The sequence below is a fragment of the Pseudonocardia hispaniensis genome (assembly GCF_042658695.1).
Classification (GTDB): Bacteria; Actinomycetota; Actinomycetes; order Mycobacteriales; family Pseudonocardiaceae; genus Pseudonocardia; species Pseudonocardia hispaniensis.
Genome location: NZ_JBHSQW010000014.1, coordinates 99,483 through 114,918 on the forward strand (window position 1 = coordinate 99,483; position 15,436 = coordinate 114,918).

A 15,436-nucleotide genomic window follows, 5' to 3' on the forward strand; every position below is an offset into this window, starting at 1 on the left:
CCGCAGGTCGGCGGCACCTGCGGATTCGTTCCGGGCAACGGGTAGCCGGGGACTATCTCAGCTCGTCCGCGCCATCCGATAGCGGATCAGCCGAGAGCTGTTGCCGACCACCGCGACGCTGGAGGCGTTGTGCAGGATCGCCGCGACCACCGGCGAGAGGACTCCGGCGGCCGAGACGGCGAGCCCGGCCGCGTTGACCGCGATGGACATGCCGTAGTTCTCCCGGATGAGGGTGATCGTGCGACGGCCCAGGTCGCGCAGGGCGAGCAGGGTGCGCAGGTCGTCGCCGGCCAGAGCGATGTCGGCGGTCTCCACGGCGACATCGGTGCCACCGACCCCCATGGCGATGCCGACGTCGGCCAGCGCGAGGGCGGGGGCATCGTTCGTGCCGTCGCCGATCATGGCGACGGTGTGGCCCTCGGCCTGGAGGGCTCGCACGACGTCCTGCTTCTCCTCGGGCATGACCTGGGCGCGGTACTCGGTGATACCCAGCTCGGCGGCGACGGCGGCCGCGGTGTTCGGGTGGTCGCCGGTGAGCAGCACGATGCGGCGCACGCCGTCGGCACGCAGAGCGTCGAGTACCTCGCGGGACTCGGTGCGCACGGTGTCGCGCAGCGAGACCAGTCCGACGAGGCGGCCGTCGACGGCGAGCAGCAGCGGTGTCTCGGTGGCCTTGCGCAGCTTCGTGACCCAGCTGGAGGCAACGCGGCTGACCGGGACCTTCTGCTTGCGCAGCAGCTCACGGCTGCCGATCAGCAGCGTGCGTCCGTCGGACTGCACGCGCATGCCCTGGCCGAGGATGACCTCGCACTCCTCGTGCGGCGGGATCTCGATCCGGCGCTCCTCGGTGGAGCGGATCACGGCCTGCGCCAGCGGGTGCCGGGAGTGGATCTCCGAGCTCGCCGCGTAGGCGAGCACCTGCTCCGGCGACCAGTCGTCGTCGAGCGAGATCACGTTGGTGACAACCGGCCGACCCAGGGTCAGGGTGCCGGTCTTGTCGACGACGATCGCGTCGACCCGCCCCACCGCCTCGAGGTGGGCCCCGCCCTTGATCAGGATCCCGCGGCGGGCGCCGTTGCCGATGGCGGCGCTGATCGCGGTGGGGGTCGAGAGCCCGACCGCGCAGGGGCAGGCCACCAGCAGCATCGTCATCGCCCGCCGGACGTCCCGGGTGACCATCAGGGTCAGCGCCGAGAGCGCGAAGGAGGCGGGGACAAAGCGGCGGGAGAAGGTCTCCCCGACGGTCTGGATCGGGGCGCGGTCGGACTGGGCGGACTCGACGCGGTCGATGATCCGACCGATCGCGGTGTCGCCGCCGACGGCGGTGGCGCGGACCACGATCCGGCCGCGCAGCAGCACCGAGCCGGCGTGCAGCCGGACGCCCGGGCCCACCGAGACGGGCAGCTGTTCGCCGGTGATCGCAGCCTGGTCGACCACGCCGTCGCCCTCGATGACCTCCCCGTCGACCGGCAGCACGACGTGCTCGTGCACCACGACCTCGTCGCCGAGCCCCACCGAGTCGATGTCGACCTCGATCTCGGTGCCGTCGGCCAGCCGCGTCCAGGTGCGGGTCTGCGCACCGGTGAGCAGTTCGGAGATGGCGCGCCGCGAGCGGCGCAGGGTGAGGTCCTGCAGGTACTCGCCGATGTTGAGGAGCCAGAGCACCGTCAGTGCGACGACGTTCTCCCGCAGCACCAGCGAGGCCACGGTCGCCGCGGAAACCAGTGCATCCGTACCCGCGCCCCGGCCGCCGGTCACCGAGCGCAGCGCCCCGCGCAGGAACGGGTAGCCGGTGAAGATCGTGACGCCGGTCGCGACGGTGCGGCTGGTCGGGCCCAGCACCGGGGGGCGGCGCAGACCGTAACGGCGGAACCCCAGGAGGGCCAGCGCGACCCCACCGATCACCAGCCGGACCAGGTCACCGTTGCTGACGTCGGCCGAGCGGGGGGTGCGTTCGGCGGTGGCCTCCGGGTCCGCGCCCAGGCCCTTGCCCAGGGCCTCGAGCAGGTCGCCGCGGTCGCAATGGGTCGCGTCGTACCAGACGACGACGCTGCCGGTCCGCGGGTAGGCGTGCACCTGCCGGACTCCGCCGACCGCGTCGACCGCGTCCTCCACGGCGACGCACAGCGACACCTGGCCGGTCAGCTCGGGAACGGCGAACCGGACCCGTCCCGCGGCGTCGGACAGGACCTCCGGGGCCGCCACCTGCTCAGTGCTCGTGGTCGTGACCGGTCGAGGCCCCCGGTACGGGTGCCTCCTCGCCGATCCTCGCTCGCGCCTCGCTGACGATGTCCGCGCTCATGAGCCGGGCCCGCTCCGCGCCGGTCTCCGCGGCCCGTGCCCCGCGCAGACCCCACGAGGTCACGGTCACCGCCGCGCTGCGTACAACACCGGACCGTGCGATCCGTTTCACGCCGTCGTACGCCGCCGCACCCACCAGGCCGCTACCGACGAGACCGGCCGCCTTGGCGACCACACCGCCCAGTACCATCGCGTTCCCCTTCGGTTGGCGTCATGGAGAGTCTACGGACAGTATCCGGGAGGCGCGGTCGGCGACCTCGCCCCCGACGCCGACAGGGCCAGGCCGACAGCCCGCCCGGGCAGCTCACCGAAGCCGACGAGCGATGCGTCCCGTCGGGGTGCGGCCGGTGGCGGGCCCGAACGAGATGAACGCCGGACGGGGATGTCCAGGCCGGCCGCCGAGCGGCCGGCCTGGACATCGGGATCAGGCCACGTCGAACCGGTCGAGGTTCATGACCTTGTCCCACGCCGCCACGAAGTCGCGCACGAACTTCTCCTGCGCGTCGTCGCTCGCGTAGACCTCCGCGATCGCACGCAGCTCGGAGTTCGAGCCGAAGACGAGGTCGACGCGGCTGCCGGTCCACCGGACCGAACCCGAGGCGTCACGACCCTCGAAGGTCTCCGCGTCCTCGGACGTCGCCGTCCACGTCGTGCCCATGTCGAGCAGGTTCGCGAAGAAGTCGTTGGTCAGCGACCCGGGGGTCGAGGTGAGCACACCCAGCGAGGACTGCTTGTGGTTCGCGCCCAGGACACGCAGGCCGCCCACGAGGACCGTCATCTCGGGCGCGCTCAGGGTGAGCAGGTTCGCGCGGTCGAGCAGCAGGTACTCCGACGGCAGCCGGTTGCCCTTGCCGCGGTAGTTGCGGAACCCGTCCACCACCGGCTCGAGCGGGGCGAAGGACTCCGCGTCGGTCTGCTCCTGCGACGCGTCCGTGCGGCCCGGGGTGAAGGGCACCTGGACGTCGTGTCCGGCGGTCTTGGCGGCCTGCTCGACGGCGGCGCACCCGCCGAGCACGATGAGGTCGGCGAGCGAGACCTTCTTGCCGCCGGACTGGGAGCCGTTGAAGGACGCCTGGATGCTCTCCAGGGTGCGCAGCACGGTCCCCAGCGTGTCGGGCTCGTTGACCTCCCAGCCCCGCTGGGGCTCGAGGCGGATGCGCGCCCCGTTCGCCCCGCCGCGCTTGTCGCTGCCGCGGAACGTCGAGGCCGACGCCCACGCGGTGGAGACGAGCTGGGCGACCGACAGCCCCGAGGCGAGGATCTGGCTCTTGAGGGCGGCGACGTCGTCGGCGTCGACCAGCTCGTGGTCCACCGCCGGGACGGGGTCCTGCCAGATCAGCGTCTCCTGCGGGACCAGCGGACCGAGGTAACGCTGGATCGGGCCCATGTCGCGGTGCGTCAGCTTGAACCACGCCCGGGCGAACGCGTCCGCGAACTCGTCCGGGTTCTCCAGGAACCGCCGGGAAATCGGCTCGTAGATCGGGTCGAAGCGCAGCGAGAGGTCCGTCGTCAGCATCGTGGGCGGACGGCTCGGCGAGCCATTCTCCGGGTCCGGCACGGTGTTGGCCCCGGCGCCGTCCTTGGGCTGCCACTGGTGGGCCCCGGCGGGGCTCTTGGTCAGCTCCCACTCGTAGCCGAACAGGGTCTCGAAGAAGCTGTTGTCCCACTTCGTCGGCGTGGGCGTCCAGGTGACCTCGAGGCCGCTGGTGATCGCGTCCCGGCCCTTGCCGCTGCCGAAGGTGTTCCGCCAGCCGAGGCCCTGCTCCTCGAGGGGGGCACCCTCGGGCTCGGGGCCGACGTACCGGTCGGGATCGGCCGCGCCGTGGGCCTTGCCGAACGTGTGCCCGCCCGCGATCAGCGCGACGGTCTCCTCGTCGTTCATCGCCATCCGGCGGAAGGTCTCGCGGATGTCCCGGGCCGCGGCCAGCGGGTCCGGGTTGCCGTTCGGGCCCTCCGGGTTGACATAGATGAGACCCATCTGCACGGCGGCCAGCGGGTTCTCGAGCTCCCGGTTGCCGGTGTAGCGCTCGTCGCCGAGCCAGGTGCGCTCGGGGCCCCAGTACACGTCCTCGTCCGGCTCCCAGACGTCCGCGCGGCCGCCCGCGAAGCCGAAGGTCTTGAAGCCCATCGTCTCCAGGGCGCGGTTGCCCGCGAAGATCATCAGGTCGGCCCACGAGATCTTGCGGCCGTACTTCTTCTTCACCGGCCAGAGCAGGCGGCGAGCCTTGTCGAGGTTGCCGTTGTCGGGCCAGCTGTTCAGCGGGGCGAACCGCTGCATGCCGGCGCCGGCACCGCCGCGGCCGTCGTCGATGCGGTACGTCCCGGCGCTGTGCCACGCCATCCGGATCATGAGTGGCCCGTAGTGACCGAAGTCGGCGGGCCACCAGTCCTGCGACGTCGTGAGCACCTCGTCGACGTCCCTGGCCAGGGCGTCGAGGTCCAGGCTGCTGAACTCCGCGGCGTAGTCGAACTCCTCGCCCATGGGGTTGGCCACGGCGGGGTGCTTGCGCAGGATCGTCAGGTTGAGCTGGTTCGGCCACCAGTCACGGTTGCCGCCGCCCTCGGTCGGGTGCTTGAAGCGCCCGGCCGCGACAGGGCATCCGCCCGTGTTCCCATCGTTCATCTCACCGACAACGGTGTCAGGGCTGTCAGACACGGGAGTCCTTCCAGGATCAGAGGGTGTGCTCAGGAACTGCGGGGGTAGTGCAGTCGGGACACAGGCCCCAGTAGATGACCTCGGCCTCGTCGATCGCGAAGCCGTGGTCCTCGGACGCGGTCAAGCAGGGGGTGGTGCCGACGGCGCAGTCGACATCGGCGATGGCACCGCACGACCGACACACGACGTGGTGATGGTTGTCCCCGACCCGAGCCTCGTAGCGCGCCACGGAGCCCAGCGGCTGGATGCGCCGTACCAGACCTGCGGTGGTCAACGCGCGCAGCACGTCGTACACGGCCTGGTGGGACACCTCACCGAGGTCCTCACGCACGACCCGGATCACAGAGTCCGTGTCGGCGTGCGGATGGTCGTGCACCGCGGACAGCACTGCTACCCGAGGACGCGTCACACGAAGAGCAGCCCCGCGCAACATGCGCTCGAAGTCCGAAGCCGTTGGCACGCGCGGAAGTGTGGCGTACTTTCTTGAACCAATCAAGAATCAGTGTGTCGTCGGCCCTCGACCGATGCTCGGCCGGGGATCGATCGGTCAGCGCCGTTCGATATGGGCCCGCACCCGGGTGCCGTCGTCGTTCGTCCAGCCTTTGCGCGCAGCGTAGTCGATCATTTTCGCGAGCTCGTCCGGCCAGCTCGGTCCAACCCGCTCGGCGGCCATCCGCCGGATGGTGTCCACCGGCACCATGAGATGGCCGTCACCGGGCAGGAGCTCGCCGAGATCGGCGCGCCGCACGCTCGCGGCGAGCTCGTCGGGGCCCAGATCCGCCGGGCAGACCGCGGAGAAGGACGTGAGGTCCTGCGGGTCCACGAGTTCGGCCGAGTCGGCGGTGATCCGGAAGTACACTGCGTCCCCCAAGGTGATCGGCCCGCACCAGCGGGTCTGACTGTCCCCGTTTCCCGCGCCATTCTGGCCGGGCCGCGGGGTGGGGAAGTGTTCGTTCTTGACACAGGGGCCTCATCGGATACGCGAACCCGTCCGAGCCGCAGCCGAGGGTGCTGCACCCTCGACGGTCAGTGGCGCCGGGCGCGGACGGCGTCGGCGAGCTCATCGAGCAGGGCCGCGGTGGTGTCCCAGTCCAGGCAGGCGTCGGTAATGCTCTGGCCGCGGGTCATGGCGGGCCCGAGATCCTGCCGTCCGGCCACCAGGAAGCTCTCCATCATGATCCCGACGATGCCGCGTTCCCCGGCCGCGATGCGGGCGGCGAGATCGCGCACGACGCCGGGCTGACGAGTGTGGTCCTTGCCGCTGTTGCCGTGGCTGGCGTCGACGATGACCCGTTCCGGCAGCTGGGCGGCCCGCAGCAGCCCCATCGTGTCCGCGACCCTCGGCGCGTCGTAGTTCGGTCCCGCCGCCCCGCCGCGCAGGATGACGTGACAGTCCGGGTTGCCGGTGGTGCTCACCAGCGCGGCCAGCCCGTCGGCGTTGATCCCCATGAACACATGCGGCGCGGACGCGGCCCGAGCCCCGTCGACCGCGACCTGGACGTCGCCCTCGGTCGAGTTCTTGATCCCGACGGGCATGGACAGCGCGCTGCACAGCTGCCGGTGGACCTGGCTGGCGGCGGTGCGGGCGCCGATGGACCCCCAGGTCACCACGTCGGCGATGAACTGCGGGGTGATCGGGTCGAGGAACTCACAGCCGACGGGCAGCCCCAGCCCACAGATGTCGAGCAGGAGCCTGCGGGCGAGCCGCAGCCCCTTGTTGACCTGGAACGTCTCGTCCAGATCGGGGTCGTTGATCAGGCCCTTCCAGCCGACGGTCGAACGGGGCTTCTCGAAGTAGGTGCGCATCACGACGCGCAGCTGTCCGGATACCCGTTCGGCGTGGTTCGCGAGCCGGCGCGCGTAGTCGAGCGCGGCGTCGGGGTCGTGGATCGAGCAGGGCCCGACGACGACGAGCAGCCGGTCGTCCCGCCCGTTCAGGATGTCCACGACCTCGGTGCGGGAGTGGGTGACCGTGTCGGCGACGGCGTCGTCGACGGGGAGTTCGTGGCGCAGCAGCGCGGGGGACAGCAGCGGGCTGATCCGCGTGGTGCGGCGATCATCGAGGGCGGGGATGGCGGTCAGGGCCATGGTCGGAAGTCCTCTCAGGACCGGGCCGCCCCGCCGTCGTCGCGCCGAGCCGGCTCGTCGTCCGGCTCGGGGCGGATGGTCAGCGCAGCGGATCGCCCGCCGACCCGTCCCGGGCCGGGCGTCCAAACCAGTACCAACGCTGCACGTGGCCCACGATAGCGGATGCCACCTACGGTGGGCCCGTGCGGATCGCTCTTGCCCAGATCGTCTCCTCGGCCGACCCCAAGACCAACCTCGACCTCGTCGCCGACTCCATCCGATCGGCCGCCGCGGCCGGCGCCCGGTTGGTGGTGTTCCCCGAAGCCGCGATGTGCCGGTTCGGGGTCCCGCTCGGCCCGGTCGCCGAACCGCTGGACGGGCCGTGGGCCACCGCGGTGCGCGGCGAGGCGCACACGGCCGGGATCACCGTCGTGGCCGGGATGTTCACCCCGGCCGGTGAGGGGCGGGTGCACAACACGCTGCTGGTCACCGGCCGCGGGGTCGAGGCGTCCTACGACAAGATCCACCTCTACGACGCGTTCGGGTTCGCCGAGTCCGACACCGTCGCGCCGGGCACCGAACCGGTCGTCGTCGACGTCGACGGGCGCATGGTCGGCCTCACCACCTGCTACGACGTGCGCTTCCCCGCACTGTTCCAGGAACTGGCGGTGCGCGGTGCGGAGCTGGCGGTGCTGCCGGCGTCGTGGGGTGCCGGGCCCGGCAAGCGTGCGCAGTGGGACGTGCTGGTGCGGGCCAGGGCGCTGGACGGCGGAATGTACGTCGCCGCCTGCGACCAGGCCGACCCGACGACCGTCGGCCGCGACCCGGGCAAGGCACCCAACGGGATCGGAGCGAGCATGGTCGCCGATCCGTACGGTGAGGTCGTCGACCAGCTGGGCGCGGGGCCCGGGATGCTGGTGGCGGACCTCGACCTCGACCGTGCTGCCGAGGCCCGGGAGCGCACCGGAGTGCTGGCCAACCGCAAGCTGTAGAGCGCGCGGTTCCCGGACCTCACCCCCGACCGCGTCACGGCTCCATGACGCGCGGGAGGCCTCGGCTCATCCGCCCGCCTCGGCGAGCTGCTCGCCGATGCGCTGGGCGAGCCCGAGGTCCTTCTCGGTGAGTCCGCCGGCCGAATGCGTGGACAGCCGGAACGTCAGGGTGCGCCACCGGATGTCGATGTCCGGATGGTGATCTGCCTGCTCGGCGATCTCGGCGACCCGGTCCACCACGGTGATCGCCGCGCGGAAGCTGGGCAGCTTCGAGGTCCGGACCAGGCTGTTGCCGTCGCGCTCCCAGCCCGGCAGCCGGTCGAGCGCGGCGGCGACGGCGGCGTCATCGAGAAGCTCTGCCATGCGGGCATCCTGTCGCTTTCCGGCTCGCGACGCAGCCCTCAGGCGTCCCGGCGCAGCATCAGGGCCACGGTCAGGCCGCCGCCGACAGCGGCATAGCCCAGTGCCCGCAGGGTGCTCTCGGCCATCCCACCCAGCGGCAGCGGATCGCGCAGCGCGTCGGCACCCGCCATCCAACCCGAGGTGAGCAGGTACGGCTCCAGGAACTCGAGTGCCGGGATCGCACCGAGGACCCCGAAGAGGATCAGCCCACCCAGCACCGAGGCGAGGACGATGAGCGGATGCTCGGTGACCGCCGAGATCGCCAGCGCCACGGCGCCGACCGCGGCGAGCTGCCCGACGGTCCACGCGGCGACCAGCGCCACCCGGCCCATCGCCGTGCCGAGCCCGATCGTCGTCCCGGACAGCGTGACCAGCTGTCCGTCCGCCCCGCCGACCACCACGAGCCCGGCGAGCACCCCGACCACCGCGATCGCGCCCGTGGCCAGCACCGCCACGACCAGCACACCGAACGCCTTCATGCCGACCAGCCGCAGCCGCCCCACCGGGGCCAGCAGCAGCCCGCGCAGCGTGCCGTGGGCGGCCTCGCCGGCGATCGCGTCGGCCGCGGCCATGGCCACGGCCAGGGGGAGCAGCAGGGTCAGCGACAGGGTCATCGCGGCGACCGGCAGCACCAGGCCGTTCCCGGCGACCGCGCCGATCAGCCCCCGACCGGGTCCGCCTGCCGCCACCACCCCGATCGCGATGACCACCGGGATCAGCGCGAACAGGCCCAGCATCACCAGCGTCCGGGGGCGCAACAGCACCCAGCGCGCCTCGGCCGCAAGCAGACGTCCCAGCGGCGCGGTCGAGATCATGGGGTGTCCTCGGTCAAACGGGCGAACACTTCCTCGAGGCGCGGGCGGCGCCGACGGGCCTCGTGCACCTCGACGCCCGCGCGCACCAGCAGCGCGATGACCTCCGGGGCGGGCGGGCCGCCGTCGGCGACGACGATCGCGTCGCGGCCCTCGAGAAAGGCCGTCGCACCGGCCCCGCGCAGGGCGCGCAGGGCGTCGTCGATGTCCGGGGTCGTGATCACGAGCCCGGACGTGTCGGCCTCGAGGAGCCGCGACAGCTCGCCCGCGGCGACGACCGAACCGGCCTGCAGCACCGCGACGTGGGTGCACGTCGCCTCGACCTCGGCCAGCAGATGCGACGACACGAGCACCGTCGCCCCACTCGCATGCAGCTCGGCGATGATCCGCCGGACGTCGCGGGTGCCCGCCGGGTCGAGGCCGTTGGTCGGTTCGTCGAGGACGACCAGCCGCCGCGGCACGAGCAGCACGGCGGCCAGCCCGAGTCGTTGCTTCATCCCCAGGGAGTAGCCGCGGTAGCGCCGGCCCGCGGCGTCGGTCAGCCCGACCCGCTCCAGGGCCGTCTCCACCGCGGCCGAGATCTCCCGGCCGGACAGCAGGGGCTCGGCGGCGGCGCCGCGGCGCAGGTTCTCCCGGCCGGACAGGAACGGATGGAACCCCGGCCCCTCCACGAGCGCTCCGACGAACGGCAGCGCGGCCGCCGCGGCGTCCGGCACCGGATGGCCGAGCAGCTGCACGGTCCCGGCGCTCGGGCGGGTGAGCCCGAGCAGCGTCCGGATCAGGGTGGTCTTCCCCGAACCGTTGGGGCCCAACATGCCGAACACGGAACCCGTAGGTACATCCAGGTCGATCCGGTCGACGGCGACGGTGCGCCCGAAGACCTTCCGCAACCCGCGTACCCGCGCCGCGGGCGACTCGCCCGGACCGGCCGCCACGAACCGCGGCTGGGCGTCGCCGGATCCGGCCATGGCCACGGCCGAGTCCTCGGGCCCGGGAGTCACTTGGCCAGTGCTTCGGTCAGCACCTGCCCGGGCACGGCACCCGCCGCGATCCGGCCGTCGTCGGTGAGGATCGCGGTCCCGACCGCGGTGGTGAACTCGTGCCCGCTGCCCCACGGACCGCTCACCGGTTTGCCGAGGGCCGCGAGCTCGGACGTGCGGTCACCGGTGGGTACCGCGGCGATGACCACGGTGTCCCAGCCGTCACCGACGACCGTGGGCTCCGCCGCCCCGGGGCCGGTGCCCTCGGGATGAGCGGGCGCCTCCCGCGCCGTCGCCCCGGGCGCCTCCCGCACCGTCGCCCCGGGCGGCGGGGTGAAGGTGAACAGTGACGGCTCCTGAGGGCCGAACGTCAGGTCGGTGAAACCGAGCCGCACCGCGGGATCCGGGGAGCCGGTGGTCAGCACCGTCAGCTCCAGCGGCACCCGCTTCTCGGCATCGACGGCGACCCGCACCTCCCGCAGCAGCGTTCGCTCGGTCGGCAAGGGGGCCAGGACGAGCTCGTAGGCCGGTCGACCGGCGACCTCGGCCGTCCCGTCGACGTCGACCGTGCTCGTCGCGCGCAGATGCCCGACGACCGCCGTGGCGGCCGCGGTCGGGTCGGTCGGCGCGTGCTTCGACGTGCTGGGTTCCGGCGCCTTCGTCACCGTGCGGTCCGCCGAGTTCCAGGACCACACCGTGGTGCCGTCGGCCACCACCGTCCGTTCGTCCTGAGCGGTGGGCAGCGAGACCCGGGCCTTGCGGTCGCCGGCCACCCACACCCGGGCGGTGCTGATGCCGTTCGCGGCCTGGGGGAGCTGCGGCAACGCGGGCAGGCCGAGCCGGTTGTCCAGCTGCACCGTCCCGTTGAACGGGCCCGGTTCGGCCGTCAACATCGAACTGATGAGCTCCTCCGCGGTGACCGGGGGCAGCTGTGGCGCCGCTCCCGCCCCCGCGGGTGCCACGAGTAGCCCCACCCCGACGGCGCCGGCCGCCGCGACGCCCAGCCCGATCCTGGTCCATCCCCTGCGTCCCAAGCCCATGTGCACAGCCTGACGCATCCTGGCTGAGAGTCCTCTGAGCCGGGCGCCGCCGACGGTCCCGGGACCGGCCCGCCGACCAGTAGCGTCGTCGGCGATGGAGCGCGTGCTGGTGGTGGACGACGAGCCCGGGGTGCGGATCGCGCTGCGCCGTGGGCTCACCGCCGAGGGCATGGAGGTCGTCGCGGTCGGCGACGGGCCCTCGGCCCTGCGTGCGGCGCTGACCGGCAGCTTCGATGCCATTCTCCTCGACATCATCCTTCCCGGGCTGTCCGGCTACCGCGTGCTCGAACAGCTGCGCGCCGCGGGCGTCGACACCCCGGTGTTGCTGATCTCGGCCAAGGACGGTGAGATCGACCAGGCCGACGGTCTCGACCTCGGCGCCGACGGCTACCTCGTCAAACCGTTCTCCTTCCTCGTGCTGGTGGCGCAGTTGCGCGCCGTGCTGCGCCGCCGCGACACCGCGCTGGGCCGGGTCGGGCAACGGGTGAAGCTGGGGCGGCTCGTCATCGATCCGGCGGCGCGGGCGGTGTCGTGGGACGGCAAGCCCGTCGAACTCTCCCCGCGGGAGTTCGCCCTGCTGCACGCGCTGGCCGTCCGCCCGGACACCGCGGTGGCCAAGGACGATCTGCTGCGCCTGGTGTGGGGCGACGAACAGGCCGCGAGCCGCAACGTCGTCGAGGTCTACGTGGGCTACCTGCGGCGCAAGCTCGAGGCCGTCGGTGCCGGCCATGTGCTGCGTACGGTGCGCGGCCACGGGTATCTGGTCGGCTCGGCGTGAACGCGTTTCCATGATCTTCGGGGGTCGGCTGCGCGGCTGGTGGGCCCGCCGGACGCTGCGGTCCCGGATCACGGTCGTCGTCGGCGTGGTGGCGCTGGTCGCCGTGCTCGCGCTCAGCAGGCTGGCGGTGGGGCTGCTGGCCTCGGCGCTGCTCGGCGCGGCCGACGTCGAGCTGCGCGTGCAGGCCCGGACCGCCGCCGAACAGATCCAGGCGGGCACCCCGGCCGACGCGGTGGCGCCGTCGATCCGGGTGCTCGACACCGCGGGCGCCCCGGTCGACGACCGCGGGCCGGTCCCGCTGCGTGCCCACGAGCTGCGGGCGCTCGCGGCGGGGGAGCCGGTCACCGAGTTCCGGCACGGCACCGCGCTGCGCTGGCTCGCCGTCCCGGCGATCCTTCCGGACGGGTCGATGCGGCTGGTGGCGGCCTCGGGGGACCTGGTCGGCGGCACCGCCCTGCTGGGCCGGACCGCGGCCGGGTTCCTGATCGGAGCCCTGGTGGTGGCGGCGATCATCGCGTTCGCGGCCTGGGTGGCGATCCGAGCGGCGCTGCGGCCGGTCGACCGGATGCGGGTCGCGGCCGCCGCGTTGCCGCCGGGCGAGCGGCTGCCGATGCCGGTCGCGCGCGACGAGCTGTACGCGCTGGCCAGCGAGATCAACTTGCTGCTGGCCCGGCGCGACGAGGCGGTGGCCCGCCTCGAGCGGTTCACCGGCGATGCCGCCCATGAGCTGCGCTCGCCGGTGGCCGCGATCCGGGCGCAGGCCGAGGTCGCCGTCGTGCACCCGGACCCGGAGCTGGCCGAGGAGACGCTCCGTTCGATCGCGGCCGAGGCGCAGCGGCTCTCGGCGCTGTTGTCGGATCTGCTGGCGCTGGCCCGGGCGGACGCCGGCCAGCGCCCGCCGCCGGAACCGGTCGACCTGGTGGCCGCGGCGCACGCGGCGATGGAGCGCACGGACAACGGCGCGGGACCCGCGATGCAGCTGGTGGCGCCGACGCCCGCGAGCGCCGCGGCCAGCCCCGGTGAGGTCGCGCTGGTCCTGGACAACCTCCTCGCCAACGCCCGCCGGTACGCCCGCTCGGTGGTCCGGATCGGGGTGCTGCCCGGCGGACGCTGGGCACGACTCGTGGTCGACGACGACGGTCCGGGGATCCCGGAGCCCGACCGGGAACGCATCTTCGACCGCTTCACCCGGCTGGCCCCGGAGGCCGGCGGCGGCGCGGGCCTCGGGCTCGCGCTGGTCGCCGCCCTGGTGCAGGGCCGGGGTGGGACCGTGCGGGCCGGCGCCGCACCCGACGGCGGTGCCCGGCTCGAGGTCCGCTGGCCCACCCCGTAGCCCTTCCCCGCGAGTCGGGGTATTTCCGTGCGCGAGTCGGGGTATTCCCGTGCCCGAGTCGGGATGCCCGGCCGCTCTGGGCCCTGCGACGATCTCCCGTGTGCCTGCGCTGCAGTCGTCGACCCTCATCGCCGCCCCCCCGCGCACGGTGGCCGGCTGGCTGCGCGACTCGGAGGTCGCCGAGGAGGCCCTGGCCCGGGCCGGACACGGGTTGACCACCCCCGCGCGACTGCTCGCCGTCGACGACGAGGTCCAGCTCGACGCCCGGCTCGGTCCCGGCCTGCGGATCGGCCTCTCGACTCGGATCGTGGCGATCTCCCCGGCCGGGATGACCTCGGTGCTGGTTCGTGGGCCGGTCCGCGAACTCGAGCACGTCACGTCGCTGAGCCCGGCTCCCGGCGGCACGCTGGTGTGCGATCAGATCCGCTGGTACCCGCGGTGTGGCGCGCTCGGGCGGATCGCCGACGCCGCGATCGTGCACCCGTTGGTGCGCCGGCTGCTCGCCGCGCGCGCCGCCGTGCTGACCCAGCGGGCGGCCGCGCTGGTGGTGACCCCTGTCGTGGTGGCCACCGCGCTCGTGCGCAACGGCCGGGTGCTGGCCGCGCAGCGTTCGCGGCCGGCCGCGCTGGCCGGCCGTTGGGAGCTGCCGGGCGGGCGCGTCGAGCCCGGCGAGTCGGAGACCGACGCCGTCGTGCGCGAATGCCGCGAAGAGCTCGGGACGCTCGTGCGCCCGGACGGCAGGCTGGGCACGGACCTGCCGATCGACGTCGGTGTGCTGCGGGTGCACCGGGCGGCTCCGGTGCCCGGTGCCCCGGAGCCGCGGCCGCTGGAGCACCGGGACGTGCGCTGGGTCGGCCCGCACGAGCTCGCCGACCTGGACTGGGTCGACGCCGATCGCGCGGTGCTGGACGACGTCGCGGCGGAGCTCACCTCCCGGTCATGATCGGCGTTTGAGCACAGGCAGCCGCGCTTGACGCGGTTTCCGGCGCCGAATCGCTGATCATGGTGAGATCGGCGAAATTGGATGGAACCGGGGCGGATCCGGATCCGTCGAAGGCGCATGTCGATCAACTCATACCTGCTGCGCCAGGCCGGGGTCATCTCGCGGGCGCAGGCTGTGGCCGCCGGGCTCTCCCGGGACGCCGTGGACCGCCGCCTCGCGACCAGGCGCTGGCGGCCGCTGCATCCGCGCGTCTACCTCGCCGAGGGACATCGGCTGACCGACGAGGGCCGGGTCCGCGCGGCGGCGCTCTGGGCGGGACCGGACGCCGTACTGTCCGGGGTGGCTGCGGCGTGGTGGCACGGCTTCGTCGAACGTGCCCCGCTCGTCGTCGGGGTGACGGTCCCGCGGCGGCGCTCCCCGGCGTCGCGGCCCGGGGTGTCGGTGCGCAGACGGACGCTGGAGCCGGTGGATGTGGTTGAGCACCGGGAGGTCGCGCTGACCGACCGGCCGCTGACCGTTCTCGAGGCCGCTGTCGAGATGGGGATGGCAGGCGGGGCCACGTTCCTCGACCGGGCGTTGCAGAGGTGGATCCGGTTTCCGGCGATCTACGACGCCTACTGCCGCAACCTCGGCGCGCACGGTTCGGCGACCGCCGGATTGCTGCTGGTCGCGGCCGCCGACAGGTCGGCTTCGGTCGCCGAACGGCTGCTGATCCGCAGGCTCCGGGAGGCCGGGATCAGGGGGTGGCGGGTCGGCTACCGGACGGGCGGCTTCGTCATCGACGTTGCGTTCCCACTGGCCCGGGTCGCGATCGAGGTCGACGGCTGGGCCTGGCATATGGACGCCGCGCGAGCTGGACGGGACAAACGGCGGCAGAACGCGCTGGTCCGTCAGGGGTGGACGGTGCTGCGCTACACGTGGCACGACCTCGTCGAGCGGCCGCGGACGGTGATCGCCGAGATTCGGCACGAGGTGGAAACCGCACGAGTGGTCCCACGGCTCGCCCGCCGTCGGCCATGATCGTTGTTCTGGAGCCGGCCGCCGCGGGGATCGCGGCCGGGGACGCCCAAACGCCGATCATGAGAAGGGTTGGCTGGGGGAGGTTGGCTGGGGGAGGTTGGCTGGGGGAGGT

At 73.1% G+C, this 15,436-nt stretch carries 15 protein-coding genes; 5 read left to right on the top strand and 10 right to left on the bottom strand.

From position 1 onward, the window contains the following. Positions 1-57 precede the first annotated feature (57 nt). From ACFQE5_RS06845 to ACFQE5_RS06870, 6 genes are all read right to left on the bottom strand, one after another. Positions 58-2,205, bottom strand: a complete 2,148-nt coding sequence (locus ACFQE5_RS06845) for a heavy metal translocating P-type ATPase (protein WP_379583962.1) — start codon at positions 2,203-2,205, stop codon at positions 58-60. Between the two features lie 4 nt (positions 2,206-2,209). Then, positions 2,210-2,491, bottom strand: a complete 282-nt coding sequence (locus tag ACFQE5_RS06850) for a DUF1490 family protein (RefSeq protein ID WP_379583963.1) — start codon at positions 2,489-2,491, stop codon at positions 2,210-2,212. Between the two features lie 234 nt (positions 2,492-2,725). Further along, entirely contained in the window at positions 2,726-4,924 is a 2,199-nt protein-coding gene (katG, locus tag ACFQE5_RS06855; protein WP_379583964.1) for a catalase/peroxidase HPI, read from the bottom strand. 49 nt (positions 4,925-4,973) lie between these two features. Next, entirely contained in the window at positions 4,974-5,417 is a 444-nt protein-coding gene (locus tag ACFQE5_RS06860) for a Fur family transcriptional regulator (protein ID WP_379583965.1), read from the bottom strand. Positions 5,418-5,504: 87 nt separating this feature from the next. After that, positions 5,505-5,828 carry a hypothetical protein gene (locus tag ACFQE5_RS06865; protein ID WP_379583966.1) on the bottom strand — a complete coding sequence of 108 codons (324 nt, stop codon included), beginning with the start codon at positions 5,826-5,828 and terminating at the stop codon, positions 5,505-5,507. A 155-nt stretch (positions 5,829-5,983) separates the two neighbouring features. Then, on the bottom strand, positions 5,984-7,045 hold the full coding sequence (locus ACFQE5_RS06870; protein WP_379583967.1) for a 3-deoxy-7-phosphoheptulonate synthase: 1,062 nt from the start codon (positions 7,043-7,045) through the stop codon (positions 5,984-5,986). A gap of 182 nt (positions 7,046-7,227) precedes the next feature. Here ACFQE5_RS06870 and ACFQE5_RS06875 point away from each other — a divergent pair, with 182 nt between their 5' ends. Beyond that, complete coding sequence (locus tag ACFQE5_RS06875; RefSeq protein WP_379583968.1) at positions 7,228-8,016, top strand: carbon-nitrogen hydrolase family protein; 789 nt, start codon at positions 7,228-7,230, stop codon at positions 8,014-8,016. 66 nt (positions 8,017-8,082) lie between these two features. Here the strand turns inward: ACFQE5_RS06875 and ACFQE5_RS06880 are convergent, their stop codons facing one another. From ACFQE5_RS06880 to ACFQE5_RS06895, 4 genes are read right to left on the bottom strand one after another with little or no spacing between them, the layout of a single operon-like run. After that, the gene (locus ACFQE5_RS06880; protein WP_379583969.1) at positions 8,083-8,379 is read right to left on the bottom strand and encodes a 4a-hydroxytetrahydrobiopterin dehydratase; all 297 of its coding nucleotides are present in this window, start codon (positions 8,377-8,379) and stop codon (positions 8,083-8,085) included. Positions 8,380-8,417: 38 nt separating this feature from the next. Beyond that, positions 8,418-9,233: an ABC transporter permease gene (locus ACFQE5_RS06885; RefSeq protein ID WP_379583970.1), complete on the bottom strand. Its 816-nt coding sequence runs from the start codon at positions 9,231-9,233 to the stop codon at positions 8,418-8,420. After that, complete coding sequence (locus tag ACFQE5_RS06890; protein WP_379584073.1) at positions 9,230-10,198, bottom strand: ABC transporter ATP-binding protein; 969 nt, start codon at positions 10,196-10,198, stop codon at positions 9,230-9,232. Before ACFQE5_RS06890 ends, ACFQE5_RS06885 begins: the two co-directional genes overlap by 4 nt. Positions 10,199-10,227: 29 nt before the next feature. Continuing rightward, positions 10,228-11,250, bottom strand: coding sequence for a LolA family protein (locus ACFQE5_RS06895; RefSeq protein WP_379583971.1), 1,023 nt, complete (start codon positions 11,248-11,250; stop codon positions 10,228-10,230). Between the two features lie 94 nt (positions 11,251-11,344). Here ACFQE5_RS06895 and ACFQE5_RS06900 point away from each other — a divergent pair, with 94 nt between their 5' ends. The 4 genes from ACFQE5_RS06900 (at position 11,345) to ACFQE5_RS06915 (ending at position 15,324) form a co-directional block, all read left to right on the top strand. Then, entirely contained in the window at positions 11,345-12,028 is a 684-nt protein-coding gene (locus ACFQE5_RS06900) for a response regulator transcription factor (protein ID WP_379583972.1), read from the top strand. A gap of 10 nt (positions 12,029-12,038) precedes the next feature. After that, positions 12,039-13,361, top strand: a complete 1,323-nt coding sequence (locus ACFQE5_RS06905) for a sensor histidine kinase (protein ID WP_379583973.1) — start codon at positions 12,039-12,041, stop codon at positions 13,359-13,361. A gap of 100 nt (positions 13,362-13,461) precedes the next feature. Further along, positions 13,462-14,304, top strand: coding sequence for an NUDIX domain-containing protein (locus ACFQE5_RS06910; RefSeq protein ID WP_379583974.1), 843 nt, complete (start codon positions 13,462-13,464; stop codon positions 14,302-14,304). Between the two features lie 117 nt (positions 14,305-14,421). Then, on the top strand, positions 14,422-15,324 hold the full coding sequence (locus ACFQE5_RS06915) for a DUF559 domain-containing protein (protein ID WP_379583975.1): 903 nt from the start codon (positions 14,422-14,424) through the stop codon (positions 15,322-15,324). Positions 15,325-15,436 lie beyond the last annotated feature (112 nt).

Excerpts from the sequence above, each read along its gene's own strand:
- ACFQE5_RS06890 (WP_379584073.1), bottom strand. The coding sequence starts at position 10,198 with ATGGCCGGATCCGGCGACGCCCAGCCGCGGTTCGTGGCGGCCGGTCCG.
- ACFQE5_RS06915 (WP_379583975.1), top strand. The coding sequence starts at position 14,422 with ATGTCGATCAACTCATACCTGCTGCGCCAGGCCGGGGTCATCTCGCGG.
- ACFQE5_RS06900 (WP_379583972.1), top strand. The coding sequence starts at position 11,345 with ATGGAGCGCGTGCTGGTGGTGGACGACGAGCCCGGGGTGCGGATCGCG.
- ACFQE5_RS06870 (WP_379583967.1), bottom strand. The coding sequence starts at position 7,045 with ATGGCCCTGACCGCCATCCCCGCCCTCGATGATCGCCGCACCACGCGG.
- katG (WP_379583964.1), bottom strand. The coding sequence starts at position 4,924 with ATGAACGATGGGAACACGGGCGGATGCCCTGTCGCGGCCGGGCGCTTC.
- ACFQE5_RS06895 (WP_379583971.1), bottom strand. The coding sequence starts at position 11,250 with ATGGGCTTGGGACGCAGGGGATGGACCAGGATCGGGCTGGGCGTCGCG.
- ACFQE5_RS06885 (WP_379583970.1), bottom strand. The coding sequence starts at position 9,233 with ATGATCTCGACCGCGCCGCTGGGACGTCTGCTTGCGGCCGAGGCGCGC.
- ACFQE5_RS06880 (WP_379583969.1), bottom strand. The coding sequence starts at position 8,379 with ATGGCAGAGCTTCTCGATGACGCCGCCGTCGCCGCCGCGCTCGACCGG.
- ACFQE5_RS06850 (WP_379583963.1), bottom strand. The coding sequence starts at position 2,491 with ATGGTACTGGGCGGTGTGGTCGCCAAGGCGGCCGGTCTCGTCGGTAGC.
- ACFQE5_RS06905 (WP_379583973.1), top strand. The coding sequence starts at position 12,039 with ATGATCTTCGGGGGTCGGCTGCGCGGCTGGTGGGCCCGCCGGACGCTG.